Source organism: Corynebacterium sp. 21KM1197, assembly GCF_033783015.1.
Taxonomy (GTDB): Bacteria; Actinomycetota; Actinomycetes; order Mycobacteriales; family Mycobacteriaceae; genus Corynebacterium.
Map to the genome: position 1 here is coordinate 1,224,571 of NZ_CP123907.1, position 17,325 is coordinate 1,241,895.

Genomic DNA, 17,325 nt, shown 5'->3' on the forward strand with positions numbered 1-17,325 from the left:
GAGGCACACCCCGGGCCGCAGGGTACAAGCACCAAGTATTAGAGCTTGGAGGCCACGTGCTCCGTCAGGCGCAGCAACTGGCAGGTGTAGCCCCACTCGTTGTCGTACCAGGAGACCACCTTGACCTGCTTGCCGATGACCTTGGTCAGGCCGGCGTCAAAGATGGAACCGTGGGAATCCGTCACGATGTCCTGGGAGACGATCGGATCCTCGGTGTAGGCCAGGGTATCGGCCATAGCGCCCTCGGCGGCGGCCTTGATAGCGGCGTTCACGGCCTCCACGCTGACCTCTTCCTTGGCGGTGAAGGTCAGATCCGTGGCGGAGCCGGTGATCACGGGCACGCGCAGGGCGTAGCCGTCCAGCTTGCCCTTAAGCTCCGGGAGCACCAGGGACACGGCCTTGGCGGCGCCGGTGGAGGTGGGCACGATGTTCACGGCGGCGGCGCGGGCGCGACGCAGGTCCTTGTGCGGGGCGTCGTGCAGGCGCTGATCGCCGGTGTAGGCGTGCACGGTGGTCATCAGGCCCTCCTCGATACCGAAGGTATCGTTGAGCACCTTGGCCATCGGAGCCAGGCAGTTGGTGGTGCAGGAGGCACCGGAGATCACGGTGTGCTTCTCCGGGTCATAATCCTCGTGGTTCACGTTGTACACAAAGGTGGCGTCCTCGTTCTTCGCCGGAGCGGAGATGATGACCTTCTTTGCACCACCCTCAAGGTGAGCCTTGGCGGCCTCGGCGTCGGTGAAGAAGCCGGTGGACTCGATCACGATGTCCACGTTGTGCGCGGCCCAGTCCAGGTTCTTCGGATCGCGCTCGGCGGAAACGGCGATGCGCTTGCCACCCACGGTGATGGAATCATCATCGAACTCGACGTCCTGCTCCAGCTTGCCCAGGATCGAGTCATACTTCAGCAGCGTGGACAGGGTCTGGTTATCGGTCAGATCGTTCACGGCGACGACCTCCAGGGCCTCGCTGCGCTGAAGAACGGCACGGAAGAAGTTGCGGCCAATGCGGCCAAAGCCGTTGATACCAACACGAATGGTCACTATAAAACTCCTCTAGGTTTGAGAGTGGTGTCCAAAGCGCCCAGGGCGCTTTGCCTCACAGGGACGAGTGTACCGACCTCTCCCCGCGCCCGCAGGCAAATAACCAAACTTGATCCCACAGATACAGAAGGTGTAAAGCGCAACCAAGGGGGATTTTTCGCCCGTTCGGGCGCTAACCCCACATGACCGGCGGAAAATCACCCCCGCTTGGGGGCGTCCACCCCCTCGCCCGCCGCGCCTCATCCCCCGACCCCAGAAAAGTGATACTCACCACTTTTTAATCCTCGCCGTCGAGCATATCCTCCGTGAGCGCGGAACGAGTATCCTCCAGCCCCTCCTCCTCGGCCTTCTTATCCGCCATGGAGAGCAGACGGCGGATCCGGCCGGCGATGGCGTCCTTGGTCATGGGGGGATCCGCCAGGCGGCCCAACTCCTCCAGGGAGGCCTGGCGGTGCTCCACCCGCAGGTATCCGGCCTCCGCGAGGTGCTCGGGCACGTCATCGCCCAAAATCTCCATCGCCCGCTCCACCCGCGCGGCGGCGGCCACGGCGGCGCGGGCCGAGCGGCGCAGGTTGGCGTCATCGAAGTTCACCAGCCTATTGGTGCCCAGGAGTTCCTCGCGGGCCTGGCGCAGCACGTCCCACTCCAGGCGTGTGTGCTGGGCCCCCATGCGGGTGAGCAGCGCACCAATCGCGTCCGCCTCGCGGATCACCACCTTGTGCACCCCACGGGTCTCCTTGGTCTTGGCCGTCATACCCAGGCGGCGGGCGCAGCCCACCAGCGCCAAGCCGGTCTCCTCGCGCGGGCAGGTGACCTCCAGGGAAACGGCCCGCCCCGGTGCGGCGAGCCGCCCCCGGGCTAAGAACGCTCCCCGCCAGGCCGCCTCCACGTCGCTGATGGTGCCGGACACCACCTGGGGCGGCAGACCCACGATGATCACCCCGGTGGGTCCCACCAGGCCGGTGCGCCGCACCACCTCCATCGCGCCCTCGCTCAGAGTGAGCAGGTGCCGGGGTGGCTTGCGGCCCTGGCCGGGATTACCCGGCCGCACCGTGCGCACCCGCGCAGAAACCCCAAAGAGGTCTGCGAGTTCCGCGCGCAGGCGCTTGATGGCGGCCAGGGAGTCCAACTCCGCCTCCACCAGCAGGTTTCCCCCGTCGTTCACCATGGTGGAACTGCACCGCAGCATGGCCGCGACCTCCGCGATCCGGGCCGCAGTACCACGTGTTTCCACCGCGGCGAGTTCCGCTTTCGCCTTGGCGGTGAGTTCCGCCCCGCCGGGTTCCTTCTGCCTTTCCATAATGCCGAGCCAGTTTAGTAGGCGGCGGCAAGGGAGCGTAATGCGGCGGCGAGTTTGGCGGGATCGTGCCGGTTGCTGCGGCGGCCATCCTCCGCCACGGCCTCCACGTCCGCGAACTCCACCGTGGCCCCCAGGCGGGCGGCGGCGCGCTCCACGTGGGCCCGCTCCCCGGAGGTGGGAATGGAGTAGGCATCGATGAGAATCCGATCCACCCGCAGCGCCGGGGCGTGCTGGGAGAGCATGTGCAGGTGGCGCTCCGAGGAGAATCCCTGAGTCTCCCCCGGCTCGGCGGAGAGGTTGAGCACCACGACCTTCTGCGCCGAGGTGGCGTTGAGAGCCTCCACGATGCCGGGCACGAGCAGGTGCGGGATCACGCTGGAAAACCACGAACCCGGCCCCAGCGTGACCACGTCCGCCTGAGTGATGGCCTCCTGGGCCTCGGGGTTGGCGGCGGGTTCCTCCGGGAGGAGGCGCACCCGCCGCACCGAGCCGGGGGTGGAGGCCACGGCCACCTGGCCGCGCACGGGGCGCATGATCCGGGGGTCGTCGTCAAGCCCGGACACATCGGCCTCGATGTCCAGGGGCTGAAGGCACATGGGAAGCACCCGCCCGCGCGAGCCGGTGAGCCGCGCGACGGTATCCAGGGCCTGCTGGGTGCTGCCCAGCACCTCTTCCAGGCCGGAGATGAGCAGGTTGCCCACGGCGTGCCCGGCCAGCGCCCCGTTGCCGCCAAAGCGGTGTTGCAGGGCGGTGGCCCACATCTGATCCTCGGGGCTATCCCCCGCCAGGGCCGCGAGGGCCATGCGCAGGTCACCCGGGGGGATCATTTGCAGTTCGCGCCGGATCCGGCCGGAGGAACCGCCATCATCGGCCACGGTTACGATCGCGGTGATCGTCTCGGGATCACACAGGCGATCGGCGCGCAGCGTCTGAAAAAGGCCGTGTCCGCCGCCCAGGCTCACAATATGCCGCATGGTTCCCCCTAATCCCGAGCGATGTCGCGGTGCACGATGTTCACGCTGAGGTCCTCGCGTTCCCGCAGCCGCCGTCCGATTTCTTCCGAAACCGCCACGGAGCGGTGATGCCCGCCCGTGCAGCCGATGGAGACGGTGACGAAGTTCTTGCCCTCGTGGCGGTAGCCCTGCTGCATGGAATCGAACATCTGCAAGAAGTTGCGCACGAAGGGCTCCGCGTCCTGCTGCTCCAGCACGTACTGGGCCACGGCGGCGTCGGTACCGCGATACGCCCGCAATTCTGGCTGCCAGTAGGGATTGGGGAGGAAGCGCACGTCCACGGTGATGTCCGAATCGCGGGGCACGCCGTGCTTAAAGCCAAAGGACTGCACGGTGACGTGGCGGCGCTTATCGACGCTGCGGCCAAAGGTCTCCTCGATCCTGCGGCGCAGATCGTGCACGGAAAGATCGGAGGTATCCAGGGTGACGTCCGCGTCCTCCTTGATCTCGCTGAGCACCTCGCGCTCGCGGGCGATCCCCTCCAGGAGGGTGTCCTCCCCCTGCAAAGGGTGGGTGCGGCGCACGCTATCGAAGCGCTTAATCAGTACGTCATCGCGGGCATCGAGGAACAAGATGATGGGGGCCAGGCCCCGGGCGCGCAGTTCCTCAAGGGTTTGGAGCATATTGCCCCGGAACATGCGGGCGCGCACGTCGGTGACCATCGCCACCTTGCTCACCGGGGAATCCTCGGCATCGCACAGGGAGGCCAGTTGCAGGATCAACTCCGGGGGGAGGTTATGCGCCACGTACCAATCCCGATCCTCAAAGACCTTGGCGGCCGTGGAAAGGCCGGCCCCGGACATTCCCGTGATCAGCATGGGAGGTTGAACAAGATGGTGCAGCGTCATGGCGGCCATTGTAGCGCTAGGCGGGCGGGTGCAGCCCCTCATAGACCGCCTGGGCCAAGGCCGGGCCAAAGCCCTTGACGGCCTCGATCTCCGCCACGCTGGCCTCTTTGAGCTTTTTCAGGGAGCCAAAGTGCCGCACCAACTCCGTGCGCCGCGCCTGGCCCAGCCCCTTAATATCGTCCAGCTCGGAGCGGCGCATCCTCTTGGAGCGTTGCTGCCGGTGATAGGTGATGGCAAAGCGGTGGGCCTCATCGCGGATCTGTTGCAGCAGGTACAGGCCCTGGGAATTGCGCGGCAGGATCACCGGGTCCTCCTCCCCCGGCACCCACAGTTCCTCCAGACGCTTGGCCAGGCCCACCAGGGTGACGTCGATAATACCCAGGTCATCAAAGACCTTCTGGGCCGCCGCCACTTGGGGCGCACCGCCGTCCACGATGAAAAGTTGCGGCGGATAGGCAAAGCGCTTGGCGTCCGCGCTCATCTCCTCCACCTTTTCATCGCTGAACGTGGAGCCATCGAATTCCTCCGCCTCCGGCACCTCGGAGCGCTGCTCGTGGTGACGCAGGAAGCGACGCCGCGTGATCTCCGCGATGGAGGCCACGTCATCGCTGCGGCCGTCCCCGGCGGCCTCCTTGATCCGGTACCGGCGATAATCGGACTTCTTGGGCAGGCCGTCCTCAAAGACCACCAGCGAGGCCACCACGTCGGTGCCCTGGAGGTGGGAAATATCCGTGCACTCGATGCGCAGCGGGGCCACCTCCATGCCCAGGGCGTCCTGAATATCCTGGATCGCGGCGGAGCGCGCGGTCAGGTCACCCACGCGCTTGAGCTTGTGCTGCCGCAGGGCCTCCTTGGCATTGCGCTCCACCGTCTCCGCCAGGGCGCGCTTATCGCCGCGCTGGGGCACACGGATCTCCACCGGGCCACCGCGCATATCTTGAAGCGCGCGGGTGGTCTCCTCCGGGTCCTGCGGCAGGGCTTGCACCAGGATCGTCCGGGGAATGACCTGGCTGCGCCGCTGCGGCTGGTGGGACATCTGATCCACGCCCCGGCGGCGCACCCACTCCGCGTCCTCCCTATCCTCCTGATCGGCGCGCTCGGCGGCGTCACCATAAAACTGCACCAGGAAGTTCTGCATAAGGGAGGGCAGGGCGGGATCGGGCTGCCCCTCCGTCAAGGGCTCGCTGCCCCCGGCCTGATCCCCGGATTTTTCCACCACCCAGCCGCGCTGGCCGCGCACCCGGCCGCTGCGCACGTGGAAAATCTGCACGGCGGCCTCCAACTCATCGGTGGAAAAGGCGATGATGTCCGCGTCCGTGCCATCGCCCAGTACCACGGATTGCTGCTCCGTGAGTTTCTCGATGGCCCCCAGATCATCGCGCAGCCGCGCCGCGCGCTCGAACTCCAGGGCCTCGGCGGCGGCCTCCATCTGCTCGGTGAGGCGCTTGCGCACGGCGTCCGTGTGCCCCTGCATGAACGAACAGAAGCCCTCCGAGATCTCCCGGTGTTCCTCCTCGCTCACCCGGCCTATGCAGGGCGCGGCGCACTTGTCGATGTACCCCAGCAGGCAGGGGCGGCCCAACTGCTCGTGGCGGTTGAACACGCCCTTGGTGCAGGTGCGCATGGGGAAAATCCGGGTGAGCAGATCCAGGGTCTCGCGCACCGCCCAGGCGTGGGAATAGGGGCCAAAGTAACGCACGCCCTTGCGGCGCGGGCCGCGATAGAAAAAGGCGCGGGGGAAGCGCTCGCTCATGGATACCGCGAGCATGGGATAGGTTTTATCGTCCCGATACTTCACGTTAAAGCGCGGATCGAAGCGCTTGATCCAGGTGTATTCCAGTTGCAGGGCCTCCACCTCGCTGCCCACCACCGTCCACTCCACGGAGGAGGCGGTGAGCACCATCTGGCGGGTGCGCGGGTGCAGCTGGGTGATGTCCTGGAAATAGTTGGACAGGCGAGAACGCAGGTTCTTCGCCTTGCCCACGTAGATCACCCGACGATCGTCCCCCCGGAACTTGTACACCCCGGGATCCGTGGGAATGGTGCCGGGGGCGGGGCGATAGGTGGTGGGATCGGCCATGCCTTCCTTCCCCCGCTAGTCCTGTGGCATGTACTGGGATTCCAGGGCGCGGAAGTCCGCCACGTCCTTGACGATGCTGGCGCGGTCGGCGGACTGCATGGCCCACATGGGCACGTACTCAAAGTCTGGTAGTTCCAGGCGGGCCATGCGGGAACCACGGGGGAAGGCCAGGCCATAGATCACCGACCAGTGATAGAACCGGGTGCCAATGAAGTTACGCACCTCCACGCCGTCCTCGTTCACGCGTACCCGGGGGCGGGTCAGGCCGATGAACACCGCGATGGAGATCACCACGCCCACGCCAAAGAAGGCAAAGCGATCAATGGTGGTCAGGGCCGCGCCGGTATCCCCCACTCCCACCACGGCGGACATGAAGATGTGCACCGCCATGATGACGGCCACCGCCACCCAGGCGAGCAGGCGCATGCGCGGGGAGGTAATCACCAGTTCCCAGGGCTTGGTGGAGACCATCGCGGTGGGATCTGCGGCGTTATACCGCTGGAGGTCGGCCTCGCTGAGGGCCTCGCTCGGTTGCTTGCTCGTATCCACCCTTGTACTACCTCTGCCTCGTATCTGGCTGTAATTACTGGCTTTATCTATGGTGCTGCACGGCAGCATAGAGCGCTATAAAGCGCCGCCTCATCTGGATAATTCTAGCCCGTGATCCCGCGCAAGACCAGGGCGGTGTGCAGGGCCGCGATGGCGGCCTCCGCGCCCTTATCCTCCACCGCGCCCTCCCCGCCGGAGCGCTCCACCGCCTGCTCATAGGTGTGGGTGGTCAGCACGCCATTGCCCACGGGGGTGCCCTCCGCCAGCGCGATCTGGGCCAGGCCCTCCATCACGGAATCGCAGACGTACTTGAAGTGCGGAGTGCCGCCCTCGATCACACAGCCCAGGGCCACCACGGCGTCATAGCGGCGGGCCAGTTCCTGGGCCACCACGGGGATCTCCAGGGCGCCGATCACTCGGAACTCTTCCACGCTGGCCCCGGCCTCCTTGGCGGTGGCCACCGCGTGCTCGTGGAGGCGATCGCAGATTTCCTCGTTCCAGGTGGAGGTGAGCACGGCCACCGTCAGTCCGGTGGCGTCCAGGGAGTCCGTGGAGGTGCCCGCAGCGGGCAGGCCTTCTTTTGCCATGATCGTTTATTCTCCTTCCGGGTGGCCGCTGTGGGCCACCCCGTGTTCGGCCTCCCACCGGGCGAGGTCGGGCAGTTCGTGGCCCATGCGATCCCGCTTGGTGGTGAGGTAGCGCGCGTTATCGTCGTTGATCTCCACCGGCACGGCCACCCGGCCGGTGATCCCCAGGCCGTGTTCCTTTAATACCTCGCACTTGTGGGGGTTATTGCTCATGAGGGACAGGGAGCGCACGCCCAGGTCGCGCAGGATCTGCGCGCCGGTATCGTACTCGCGGGCGTCTGCGGGCTGCCCCAGGGCCAGGTTGGCGTCGATAGTATCCATCCCCTCGTCCTGCAAGGCGTAGGCCTTGAGTTTTTCGATGAGCCCGATTCCCCGGCCCTCCTGGCCGCGCAGGTACACGATGATTCCGCGCCCTTTTTCCTGCACCATGCGCATGGAGTTGTGCAGTTGCTGGCCACAGTCGCAGCGTCGAGAGCCAAAGACGTCCCCGGTGAGGCACTCGGAATGAATCCGCACCAGCACCTCCTCGCCGCCATCGCGGTCCGGTTCCCCGGCGATGAGCGCCACGTGCTCCTGCCCGCTGAGGGTATTGACAAAGCCGACGGCGCGGAAAAAACCGTGATCGGTGGGCATGGCGGTTTCCACGGTGCGCTCGATGAGGTGATCGCGGCGGCGGCGCCAGGCGATGAGCTGGTCGATGGAGATCATGTGCAGGCCGTGCTGATCGGCAAAGCGGCGCAGCTCCGGGCCGCGCGCCATATCCGTGGGGTCCTCCTCGGAGACGATCTCGCACAGCACGCCCGCCGGGTATAGCCCCGCGGCCCGGGCGAGGTCGATGGCGGCCTCGGTGTGCCCATCGCGCACCAGCACTCCGCCGTCGCGGGCGCGCAGGGGCACCACGTGGCCGGGGCGGGTGAACTCCGCCGGGGTGGAATGCGGGTCCGCGAGGCGGCGAATGGTCTCCGCCCGGGAGGTCGCGGAGATCCCGGTGGTGCCGGTGGCGGCGTCCACCGTCACGGTGTAGGCGGTGCCGCGCGCGTCCTCGTTGCGGCTGACCATCGGCGGCAGGCCGAGGCGATCGGCGTCCGCGTTGGTCAGCGGAGCGCAGATATATCCCGAGGTGTAGCGCACCATGAAGCCCAGCAGCTCGGGCGTGGCCTTCTCGGCGGCAAAGATGAGGTCGCCCTCGTTCTCCCGGTCCTCGTTGTCCACCACCACCACGGCCTTACCCGCCGCGATGTCCGCTATGGCCTCATCGACGCTATCCAGGGGGATATTCTGCTCCGCATTCACAGTCACGTCGATCACTTTAGCCCTCCCGTGCCGCCGTCCCCTCGCCGGGGGCCAGCAACTTTTCCACGTACTTGGCCAAAACGTCCACCTCAATGTTCACGGGATCGCCGGGGGCCAGCGCGCCGTGGGTGGTATCTCGCAGGGTGGTGGGAATGAGCGATACCTCGAACCAGTCCGAGCCCAGCGCGGAGACGGTCAGCGAGGTGCCGTTGAGCGTGATCGAGCCCTTTTCCACCACGTAGCGCGCTATCTGCTCCGGGAGCCTAAAGCGCAGCACGTCCCAGTGTTCGGAGTGCTCGCGGCTAAGCAGGGTGGCGGTGGCGTCCACGTGCCCCTGCACGATGTGCCCGCCCAGGCGCTCCCCCACGGCCATCGCGCGTTCCAGGTTCACCCGCGAGCCCTCGCGCAGGTCGCCTAGGTTACTGCGGTTGAGGGATTCCCTCATGACGTCGGCGGCAAAAGTTCCCTCACCTTGCTCCGCCACCGTGAGGCACACGCCATTGACACTAATGGAATCCCCCAGGCGGGTGCCATCCAGCACGGTCTGCGCCTTAATGGTCAGGCGCAGCGCGTCACCCTGCTCCGCCACGGCCACCACCGCGCCCATTTCCTCTACGATCCCGGTAAACATCACTCGCCTCTTTCCATTTCTATGCAGGTATCCGGCCCCAGGCGGCGCACCTCGCGGGTGCGCCAGCGCCGCGCCGCGCCTAGCGTTTCCACCAGGGGCTTATCGACGACCCCCCGGCCCCCGCCCAGCAGGACGGGGGCGAGGTAGGCCTGAAGGGTATCCACCACGTCCTCGTGCAGCGCGGAACGAGCCAACCTCGCCCCGCCCTCGATGAGCACGTCGCGGTCTCCTTTCTCCCATAACGCAGCCAGGGCTTGGGAGATTCCGGGGTATTGTTCAAAGCCTTGTTCCGCCATGTACTCGGGCAACGCCCTCTGTCCAATGACCACGCGGCGCGGCTGGTGCGGGTACAACCCGTCCCCCCTGCGCGCGGTCAGCGCCGGACGATCCGCCCAGGCCGTTCCCGTGCCGATGATGATGGCGTCCCGCCGGGAGCGATCCAGATGTACCTGAGCGCGGGCCTCCTCCCCGGTGATCCACTGGCTCGTGCCATCGAGCGCGGCGGTAAACCCATCGAGGGTCTGGGCGAATTTCAGCGTGACGTGCGGGCGCTGCCTGTACGTGGCGATCAGCCACGGCCGCAGCGGGGCCACCTCCGCAGGAATACGGTGCACCTCTACTCCCTGGCTGCGTAGCGCCTCGGCCCCGCCGCCCTCGCGCTCGCCGGGATCCGGGTGCGCGTAATACACCCGGGCGATGCCCGCCCGCAGCAGCGCCTGGGTGCATGGGCCGGTGCGCCCGGTGTGATTGCAGGGCTCCAGCGTGACCACGGCGGTGCCACCCCGTGCCGCCGCTCCGGCCCGAGCCAGGGCCATGACCTCGGCGTGCGCCCCGCCGGGGGGCTGGGTGGCGCCCACCCCGGCGATGTTTCCGGTGGCGTCGATAATCGCCGCGCCCACGGGAGGATTAGGGCTGGTGGTGCCCTTGACCTCCCAGGAGGCTTGAATGGCGAGGTCGAGGGCGTGGGTGATCGTGGCGTCGCTTGGGCTCATCGCTGGGCAAGCGCGCGCAGGGAGTCCACCATCGCGGCCGGGTCCTCGGCCTTGTACACCGCCGAGCCCGCCACGAAGGCGTCGCAGCCCGCCTCGGCGGCCTGCGCGATGGTGGACTCGGAGATGCCACCATCGATCTCGATGAGGGTGCTCAGGCCGCGCGCGTCGATCTCCCGGCGCAGGGTGCGCACCTTATCCAACTGCTCCGGCATGAAGGACTGCCCGCCAAAGCCCGGCTCCACGGACATCACCAGCACCTCGTCGAAGTGCTCTAGATCCTCAAGGTACGGCTCGATGGGAGTTCCCGGCTTGACCGAAAACGCCGCGCGCACGCCCAATTCCCTTATCTTCTTGGCCAGGGCCACGTGATCCCGCGTGGCCTCCACGTGGAAGATGATGGTGTGCGCGCCCGCCTCCGCGTAGCGCTCCACCCAGCGCTCGGGCTCCTCGATCATCAGGTGCACGTCCAGGGGCTTATCCGTGAGGCGGCGGACGGTGGCGGTGATGTCCGGGCCAAAGGAAAGGTTGGGCACGAAGTGGCCGTCCATGATGTCCACGTGCACCCAATCGGCCGTGGAAATCCGAGCGATCTCCTCGCCCAGGCGGGAGAAGTCCGCGGCGAGGATGGAGGGGGCGATGATCGGAGCGTGTTGCATGAGGGCCAGTGTAACCGCCTACGCAGGTCGCCGGAGCACCGCAAAGAACATCGCGTCCGTGCCGTGGCGGTGCGGCCACATCTGCACGGAGGCGTGTTCCCCAAGATTCTCCATGCCGGAGACAAGCCCGTGGGCGTTCATCTCCACCGCGCCCAGTTCCGCCACCGCCTTATCCACGATCCCCCGGGTCTCCCGCAGATCCGGCGAACAGGTGGAATACACCACCACCCCGCCGGGGCGGGCCAGATCCAGCGCGGAGCGCAGCAGCTCGTATTGCAGCACCGTGAGTTCCGCGATGTCGGATTCCTGCTTGCGCCAGCGGGCCTCGGGGCGGCGTCGCAAAGCACCTAAGCCGGAGCACGGCGCGTCCACGAGCACGCGATCATACACCGGCTCCAGGCCCGGCTCGCGGCCATCGGCCACGTGCACCGTCACCGGGAGTCCGCGCACCGCCGAGCGCACCAGTTCCGCGCGGTGGGCGGCGGGCTCCACGGCGTCCACGCGGGCCTCCTCGATCCTGGCCAGGGCACCCAGCAGGGCCGCCTTGCCGCCGGGGCCCGCGCAGAGATCCAGCCAGCGCCCCTGGTCCGCGCCTTCCACCGGGGCCTCCGCCACGGCGCGGGCGATCAGTTGGCTGCCCTCGTCCTGCACGGCGGCCAGGCCATTGCGCACCGGCTCCAATTGCGCGGGGGCACCGGAATCCAGATACACCGCGTACGGGGAGTACCTGCCCTGCTCCCCGCCCACCACCAGGGCCAGTTCCTCCGCGCTCATCTCGCCGGGGCGGGCCACCAGGTGCACGATGGGGCGCTGAGAGTCCGCCTCCAGGGCGGCCTCCAACTCCGCGTTGGGCTCCTCACCCAAAGCACCCAGCGCCGTGGCAAAGGATCTGGCGATCCACTCCGGGTGCGCGTGGCGGAAGGCCGCCCCCGCGATCTCCCCGTGCGGGGTGAGGCGAGTGATCCACTCCTGCGCCGGGGTGCGCGCGATGGTGCGCAGGATGGCATTGGCAAAGCCCTTGGCCTTCTCCTGGCCCGCCTCCTCCACCAATTGCACGCTGGTATCCACGGCGGCGTGCGGCTCCACCCTGGTATAAAGCACCTGGTAAGCCCCCAGGCGCAGGGCATCGAGCACCTCGGGTGCGATCGCGGAGAGTTCCCTGGAGGAGCACTCCGCGATCACCGCGTCGAGCACCCCCTGGGTGCGCAGGGTGCCGTAGGTGATCTCCGTGGCAAAGGCGGCGTCCCGGCCGCGCACCTTGTGTTCCTTGAGCGCCTTGGGCAGAACGAGGTTGGCGTAGGCATCTTGGCCGCGCACCGCGCCGATCACCTGGTAGGCCACGCGCCGAGGGGTATCCACGCGCGAGACGGCCGGGGCGGGGCGCTGGGCGCGCTGCCTTCCCCGCTGCGGGGTGTGCCCCCGGCCCCCACCCGTTTTGTTCCTTTGCCGAGAGGGCTTGGGTGCGGCGGCCTCCGCCTCGGCGCGGCGCGCCTCCTGCGCGGCGGACTTGGAGCGGGAGCGGAAGCCCCCGGATTGCTTGCTCACTGGAATCGTGCCCCTTCCTCCGGCTGCGCGCCGCGCGCCCAATCGGCCGCCGCCATCATCTTCTTACCCGGCGGTTGCAGGCGAGTCAGGCGCACCGGGTGGGTGCCCGTGCCCACCAGCACCTCCTTCTTCCCGGCGGCGATCCGCCCGGGTTCCAGGCCCCGCACCTGGGTATCCAGGGGAATCTCCACCGGGGCGATCTTAAAGCGCTGTTCTCCCCCCATCGTCCACGCACCGGGGCCCGGGGTATAGGCGCGAATGGCCCTGGCGATCTCCTCGGCGGGGGCCTCCCAATTCACGCGGGCGTCCTCCGTGGTGATCTTGGGTGCATAGGTGGCCGGGCCCTCCTGGGGCTCAGGGCGCAGGGTTCCGGCCTCCAGGCCGGTCATGGTATCCACCAGGAGGTCCGCGCCCAGGTGGGCCAGGCGGGTAAGCAGATCGTCCGCGGTATCGTGCGCGCGGATCTCCTCGTTGCGGCTGGCCAGGATCTCCCCGGTGTCCAGCCCCTCATCAATGCGGAACGTGGTGGCACCCGTGGCGCGATCCCCCGCGCGGATCGCCGCCTGAACCGGGGCCGCGCCCCGCCACTGCGGGAGCAGGGAAAAGTGCAGATTGATCCAGCCGTGCGGGGCCGCGTCCAGCAAATCGGGGGTGATTAGGTTGCCGTAGGCCACCACCGGGATCGCCTCGGGGGCCAGTTCGCGTAGCCGCTCCCGCAGCGCCGCGCCGTCCTCGGTGCCCGGCTTCAACGTGGCCGGGGTGAGCACCTCGATGCCGTGCTCCAGGGCAAGCTCCTTGACCGGGGAGGGGTGCAGGGTGCGCCCGCGCCCACGCGGGGCGTCCGGCCGGGTGAGCACCGCCACCACCTCGTGCGGGGAATCCAGCAGCGCCTGAAGCGCCACCACGGCGGGTTCCGGGGTACCGGCAAAAACGAGCCTCATCTACTTTTCTCCCTTCCCAAACCACTCGGAGGTGCGGATCTCCGCCATCGCGGCCTTGCGATCCTCCGCCGCCGCCCGCTTGAGGTACAGCACCCCGTCTAAGTGATCCGTCTCGTGTTGAATACACCGCGCCAGCAGGCCCGAGGCGGTGATGCTCAGCGGCTTGCCCTCCACGTCCGTGCCCTGGAGCCGCACCTGGCGATAGCGCGGGATGGACAGGGAAATATCCGGGATGGAAAGGCAGCCCTCCGTCCCCTGCTCCATCTCCTCGCCCACCGGCTCCCACACCGGGTTAATCACGTGCCCGCGCAATCCCCCGGTCACGTGCGAGCAATCAAACACAAACACGCGCCGCAGCACGCCCACCTGGTTGGCGGCCAGGCCCACGCCCCCCGCGTCGGCCATCGTCTCTGTCATATCCTCCACGAGGGTGCGCAGCGCGGCGTTATACTCCGTGACCTCGCTGGCGCGAGTGGTGAGCACCGGATCGCCAAAAAGGCGGATGGGCAAAACAGTCATGGTGCCTCATTGTATCCGCTTAGCCAATGTGTACCGGGTCCACCCGCACCCGCAGCGGTAAATCCTCCCGCCGCGCGATCCTCGCCACCATCGCACTTTTCAGCGCCGCGCCCAGCTCCCCACGCGGCCCCAGCGGCGTGCGCACCAGAATCCGCTGCGCGGGGCCGAACCGACGCTCGTCGTACTCCCCCGGCAGGTGCTCGCCGGGGGGCAGGTCCACCGGGCCGAGCACGTCCGCGTTCTTCGGCAGGCGTGCCTCCTTGAGCAGGCTATCGACGGCCGCCGCTGCGCCGTCGATAGCCGCCATGTGCACCGCCGGGGGAAAACCGACCTCGCGGCGCTGCGCCAACTCCCGCGCGGCGGCCCCCGGCATGTCCCAGCGAATCAGGTGCTGCACCACCGCCAGGGAGGGATCGGCCACCACCACCACCTGCCCGCCCTTACGGTGCGGCTCCACCAGGGTGGCCACCGCCACCCACTTGGCCAGGGCCTCCTCCGTGGCGCGCAGATCCTGCCGCCCCAGCAGCGCCCAGGTATCCAGCAGCACCGCAGCGCCGTAGCGTCCCCCCTCGGCCACGCGCGGCTCCGCCCCCGGCGTGGCCACCACCAGGGCTGGGGCGTGGGGAATCTCCCGGTGCTGCTGGTTTCCTCCCGAGGAAATCACCCGCACCGAGGGAAAGGCCCGGCCCAGTTCCTCGGCCGTGCGCTGATTGCCCAGCACCACCGCCCGCAGGGAGGCAGAACCGCACTGCGGGCAGCGATAACGCGCGTCCGGCCGCCCGCACCATCGGCACGTGGGCACGGTGGCCTCGTTCCCTCCCTGCTGGTGCGTGGGCAGCCCTACGGGGCCGTTGCAGTGGCGACACCGCGCCGGGGCTCGGCACTGGCGACAGGCCAGGGTGGGGATATAGCCCTTGCGCGGGGTGTGTACCAGCACCGGCTTGCCTGCCGCCAATCCCTCACGCAGCGCGCGAAAGGCCACGGCGGGAATCCGCGCGGAGCGCGCCAGGGGATCCTTGGCCAGCTCAAAATCGGAATCCGCCACCGCCTGCACCCTGGGCATGCGCACGCGCAGGGTCTCCCGGCCCGCCACCAGATCGTGCGCCCAGCCCGATTCCACCAACAACTGTGCCTCGGCGGTGCGCGCGTGCCCCGCGATGATCAACGACGCCTCCGTGGCCGCCACCCTGGTGGTGAGCACCTCCCGGGAGTGCGCGTAGGGGGCGCGGGGGTCCACGTGGTTTTCATCCCCATCAAAGAGAACCACCGCCAACTGGAGGTTGGCCACCGGGGCAAAGGCCGCCGAGCGCGTGCCGATGACCAACCGGCCCTGGCCGTGCAGGATGGAAAGAAAGCGCCGATACCGCGCCTGCGGCCCCAGGGAGGCCCCCAGCGCGGTGATCTGCTTGGGCCCCACGTATTCCCGCAGCGCCGCCTCAAGGGCATCCACGTCGCTTTGATCGGGCACCACGATGAGCACCCCGCCGCCGCCCAGGGCCACCTTGGCGGCCAGGCAGGCCAGGGCTGCGGCCCAATCATCGCCGGGGGCGATCTGCCAGGCCACCCGCGCGCGCTGGCGCGCCAGCACCGCGTCCACAAAGGACTCCCCATGCTCGTAGGCCGACCACGCGGAAAGATCGGGCTCCTGGGCCTGGCCCAGTTCCTCCCAGGGGGTGTGCGTATCGGTGGCCTCGGCGGCGGCGTGGCGGGCGGGGATCGCCGCCCGAATGAGATCCGAACGCGTTCCCGCGTACCGGGCGCACAGGGAATCCACCAGGCGGCGCGTCTGCTCCGGGTACACCACCTCCGGGGAGATCACGCGCTCGATGTAGCGCAACTGCCCCGCGTGATCGGTCTCCTCCGATCGCTCGATGAGCAGCGCATCCACGAGCCTCCCGGCAAAGCGAATCCGCACCCGCACCCCCGGCTGGGCCTGCGCGGATTGTTCCTCGGAGACCTGATAATCAAAGAGCCGATCCAGGTGCGCCAGGCCCAGGAGCGGCAAAACCCGCGCCACCGGCTGCTGTGCTGCGGGAACGCGGGGTGAGGTGGCCATGCTGGCCGATTTTACAGGCCTGCGGCCTGCCGCAGGAGGGGGGCTCGCTGGGTGCTCTCCCAGGGGAAATCCACGTCCGTGCGGCCAAAGTGACCATAGGCCGCCGTGGGCGCATAGATGGGGCGGAGAAGATCCAACTCGCGGATAATCGCGGCGGGGCGCAGATCAAAGACCTCGCTCACCGCGCGCTGAATATCCACATCGCTTAGGCCCTCCTTGGCGGTGCCGAAGGTCTCCACGTACAGCCCCACCGGGGTGGCCCGGCCAATGGCGTAGGCCACCTGCACCTCCGCGCGATCCGCCAGGCCCGCCGCCACGATGTTCTTGGCCACCCACCGCATAGCGTAGGCCCCGGAACGATCCACCTTGCTGGGATCCTTGCCGGAGAAGGCTCCGCCGCCGTGGCGCGCCATGCCGCCGTAGGTATCCACGATGATCTTGCGCCCGGTCAGGCCCGCGTCCCCCATCGGCCCGCCCAGGGTAAACGAACCCGAGGGATTGATGAGCAGGGTGAGGTCCTCGGTGAGGAAGTTCGCCAGACCGGCGTCATTGATCACCCAGTCCAGCACGTGCGGGCGCAACTGCGCCTCCAACCAGGCGGAATCCACCTCGGGATCGTGCTGGGTAGAGATCACCACGGTGTCCAGGTAAAGGGGCTGGCCGGAATCGTCGTAGGCGAAGGTCACCTGGGTCTTGCCATCGGGGCGCAGGTGCGGGACGATCCCCTCCTTGCGCACCTGGGAGAGCCGCCGGGAAAGGCGGTGCGCCAGGGCGATGGGCAGCGGCATGTATTCGGCGGTCTCGTTGCTGGCGTAGCCAAACATGAGGCCCTGGTCACCGGCACCGGCCTGATCATCATCCTCGTAGTGCCCCCCGGAGCGCATCTCCTGGGAGGTATCCACCCCGTGCCCGATCTCCGCGGACTGCTCCCCGATGGCGATATTCACCCCGCAGGTGGTGCCGTCAAAGCCCACGTCGGAGGAGGTAAAGCCAATGCGCACCAGGGTGCTGCGCACCAGGCTGGGTATATCCACGTAGCCGGTGGTGCGTACCTCCCCCACCACGTGCACCTGCCCGGTGGTCACCAGCGTCTCCACCGCCACGTGGGCGTGGGCGTCCTCCCGCAAGATGGCGTCCAAGATGGTGTCAGAGACGGCGTCGCAGATTTTATCGGGATGCCCCTCGGTGACGGACTCGCTGGTAAAAAGCCGCACGGAGCGCGGGGTAGGTGCCACGGATTGTTCCTTTACTGCCCGGAAATGAACTATTACG

At 67.9% G+C, this 17,325-nt stretch carries 16 protein-coding genes; all 16 read right to left on the reverse strand.

Annotated features, from left to right (window positions below; translation table 11 throughout):
• Nucleotides 1–38: 38 nt before the first annotated feature.
• Entirely contained in the window at nt 39–1,043 is a 1,005-nt protein-coding gene (gap, locus tag OLW90_RS05950; RefSeq protein ID WP_319649142.1) for a type I glyceraldehyde-3-phosphate dehydrogenase, read from the reverse strand.
• Between the two features lie 277 nt (nt 1,044–1,320).
• Complete coding sequence (whiA, locus tag OLW90_RS05955) at nt 1,321–2,343, reverse strand: DNA-binding protein WhiA (protein ID WP_319649144.1); 1,023 nt, start codon at nt 2,341–2,343, stop codon at nt 1,321–1,323.
• Between the two features lie 14 nt (nt 2,344–2,357).
• Nucleotides 2,358–3,317, reverse strand: coding sequence for a uridine diphosphate-N-acetylglucosamine-binding protein YvcK (locus OLW90_RS05960; RefSeq protein ID WP_319649146.1), 960 nt, complete (start codon nt 3,315–3,317; stop codon nt 2,358–2,360).
• An 8-nt stretch (nt 3,318–3,325) separates the two neighbouring features.
• Nucleotides 3,326–4,213, reverse strand: a complete 888-nt coding sequence (gene rapZ / locus OLW90_RS05965) for an RNase adapter RapZ (protein ID WP_319649147.1) — start codon at nt 4,211–4,213, stop codon at nt 3,326–3,328.
• 7 nt (nt 4,214–4,220) lie between these two features.
• On the reverse strand, nt 4,221–6,284 hold the full coding sequence (uvrC, locus tag OLW90_RS05970; protein ID WP_319649149.1) for an excinuclease ABC subunit UvrC: 2,064 nt from the start codon (nt 6,282–6,284) through the stop codon (nt 4,221–4,223).
• A 15-nt stretch (nt 6,285–6,299) separates the two neighbouring features.
• The gene (locus OLW90_RS05975; RefSeq protein WP_319649151.1) at nt 6,300–6,833 is read right to left on the reverse strand and encodes a PH domain-containing protein; all 534 of its coding nucleotides are present in this window, start codon (nt 6,831–6,833) and stop codon (nt 6,300–6,302) included.
• A gap of 104 nt (nt 6,834–6,937) precedes the next feature.
• On the reverse strand, nt 6,938–7,420 hold the full coding sequence (gene ribH / locus OLW90_RS05980; protein WP_319649152.1) for a 6,7-dimethyl-8-ribityllumazine synthase: 483 nt from the start codon (nt 7,418–7,420) through the stop codon (nt 6,938–6,940).
• Between the two features lie 6 nt (nt 7,421–7,426).
• Nucleotides 7,427–8,713 carry a bifunctional 3,4-dihydroxy-2-butanone-4-phosphate synthase/GTP cyclohydrolase II gene (locus OLW90_RS05985; RefSeq protein ID WP_413464504.1) on the reverse strand — a complete coding sequence of 429 codons (1,287 nt, stop codon included), beginning with the start codon at nt 8,711–8,713 and terminating at the stop codon, nt 7,427–7,429.
• A gap of 16 nt (nt 8,714–8,729) precedes the next feature.
• Nucleotides 8,730–9,344, reverse strand: a complete 615-nt coding sequence (locus tag OLW90_RS05990) for a riboflavin synthase (protein WP_319649157.1) — start codon at nt 9,342–9,344, stop codon at nt 8,730–8,732.
• A complete protein-coding gene (ribD, locus tag OLW90_RS05995; protein WP_319649159.1) occupies nt 9,344–10,336 on the reverse strand; it encodes a bifunctional diaminohydroxyphosphoribosylaminopyrimidine deaminase/5-amino-6-(5-phosphoribosylamino)uracil reductase RibD in 993 nt (330 codons plus the stop codon). The genes OLW90_RS05990 and ribD overlap by 1 nt, the downstream gene beginning before the upstream one ends.
• Nucleotides 10,333–10,992: a ribulose-phosphate 3-epimerase gene (rpe, locus tag OLW90_RS06000; RefSeq protein ID WP_319649161.1), complete on the reverse strand. Its 660-nt coding sequence runs from the start codon at nt 10,990–10,992 to the stop codon at nt 10,333–10,335. The genes ribD and rpe overlap by 4 nt, the downstream gene beginning before the upstream one ends.
• Nucleotides 10,993–11,010: 18 nt before the next feature.
• Nucleotides 11,011–12,537: an RsmB/NOP family class I SAM-dependent RNA methyltransferase gene (locus OLW90_RS06005; protein WP_413464454.1), complete on the reverse strand. Its 1,527-nt coding sequence runs from the start codon at nt 12,535–12,537 to the stop codon at nt 11,011–11,013.
• Nucleotides 12,534–13,478 carry a methionyl-tRNA formyltransferase gene (gene fmt / locus OLW90_RS06010; protein ID WP_319649163.1) on the reverse strand — a complete coding sequence of 315 codons (945 nt, stop codon included), beginning with the start codon at nt 13,476–13,478 and terminating at the stop codon, nt 12,534–12,536. Before fmt ends, OLW90_RS06005 begins: the two co-directional genes overlap by 4 nt.
• A complete protein-coding gene (def, locus tag OLW90_RS06015) occupies nt 13,479–13,997 on the reverse strand; it encodes a peptide deformylase (RefSeq protein WP_319649165.1) in 519 nt (172 codons plus the stop codon).
• Nucleotides 13,998–14,016: 19 nt separating this feature from the next.
• Complete coding sequence (locus OLW90_RS06020; RefSeq protein WP_319649167.1) at nt 14,017–16,053, reverse strand: primosomal protein N'; 2,037 nt, start codon at nt 16,051–16,053, stop codon at nt 14,017–14,019.
• An 11-nt stretch (nt 16,054–16,064) separates the two neighbouring features.
• Nucleotides 16,065–17,288 (reverse strand): methionine adenosyltransferase, encoded by a 1,224-nt coding sequence (gene metK / locus OLW90_RS06025; protein ID WP_319649169.1) that lies wholly within the window; start codon nt 17,286–17,288, stop codon nt 16,065–16,067.
• Between the last annotated feature and the right edge of the window lie 37 nt (nt 17,289–17,325).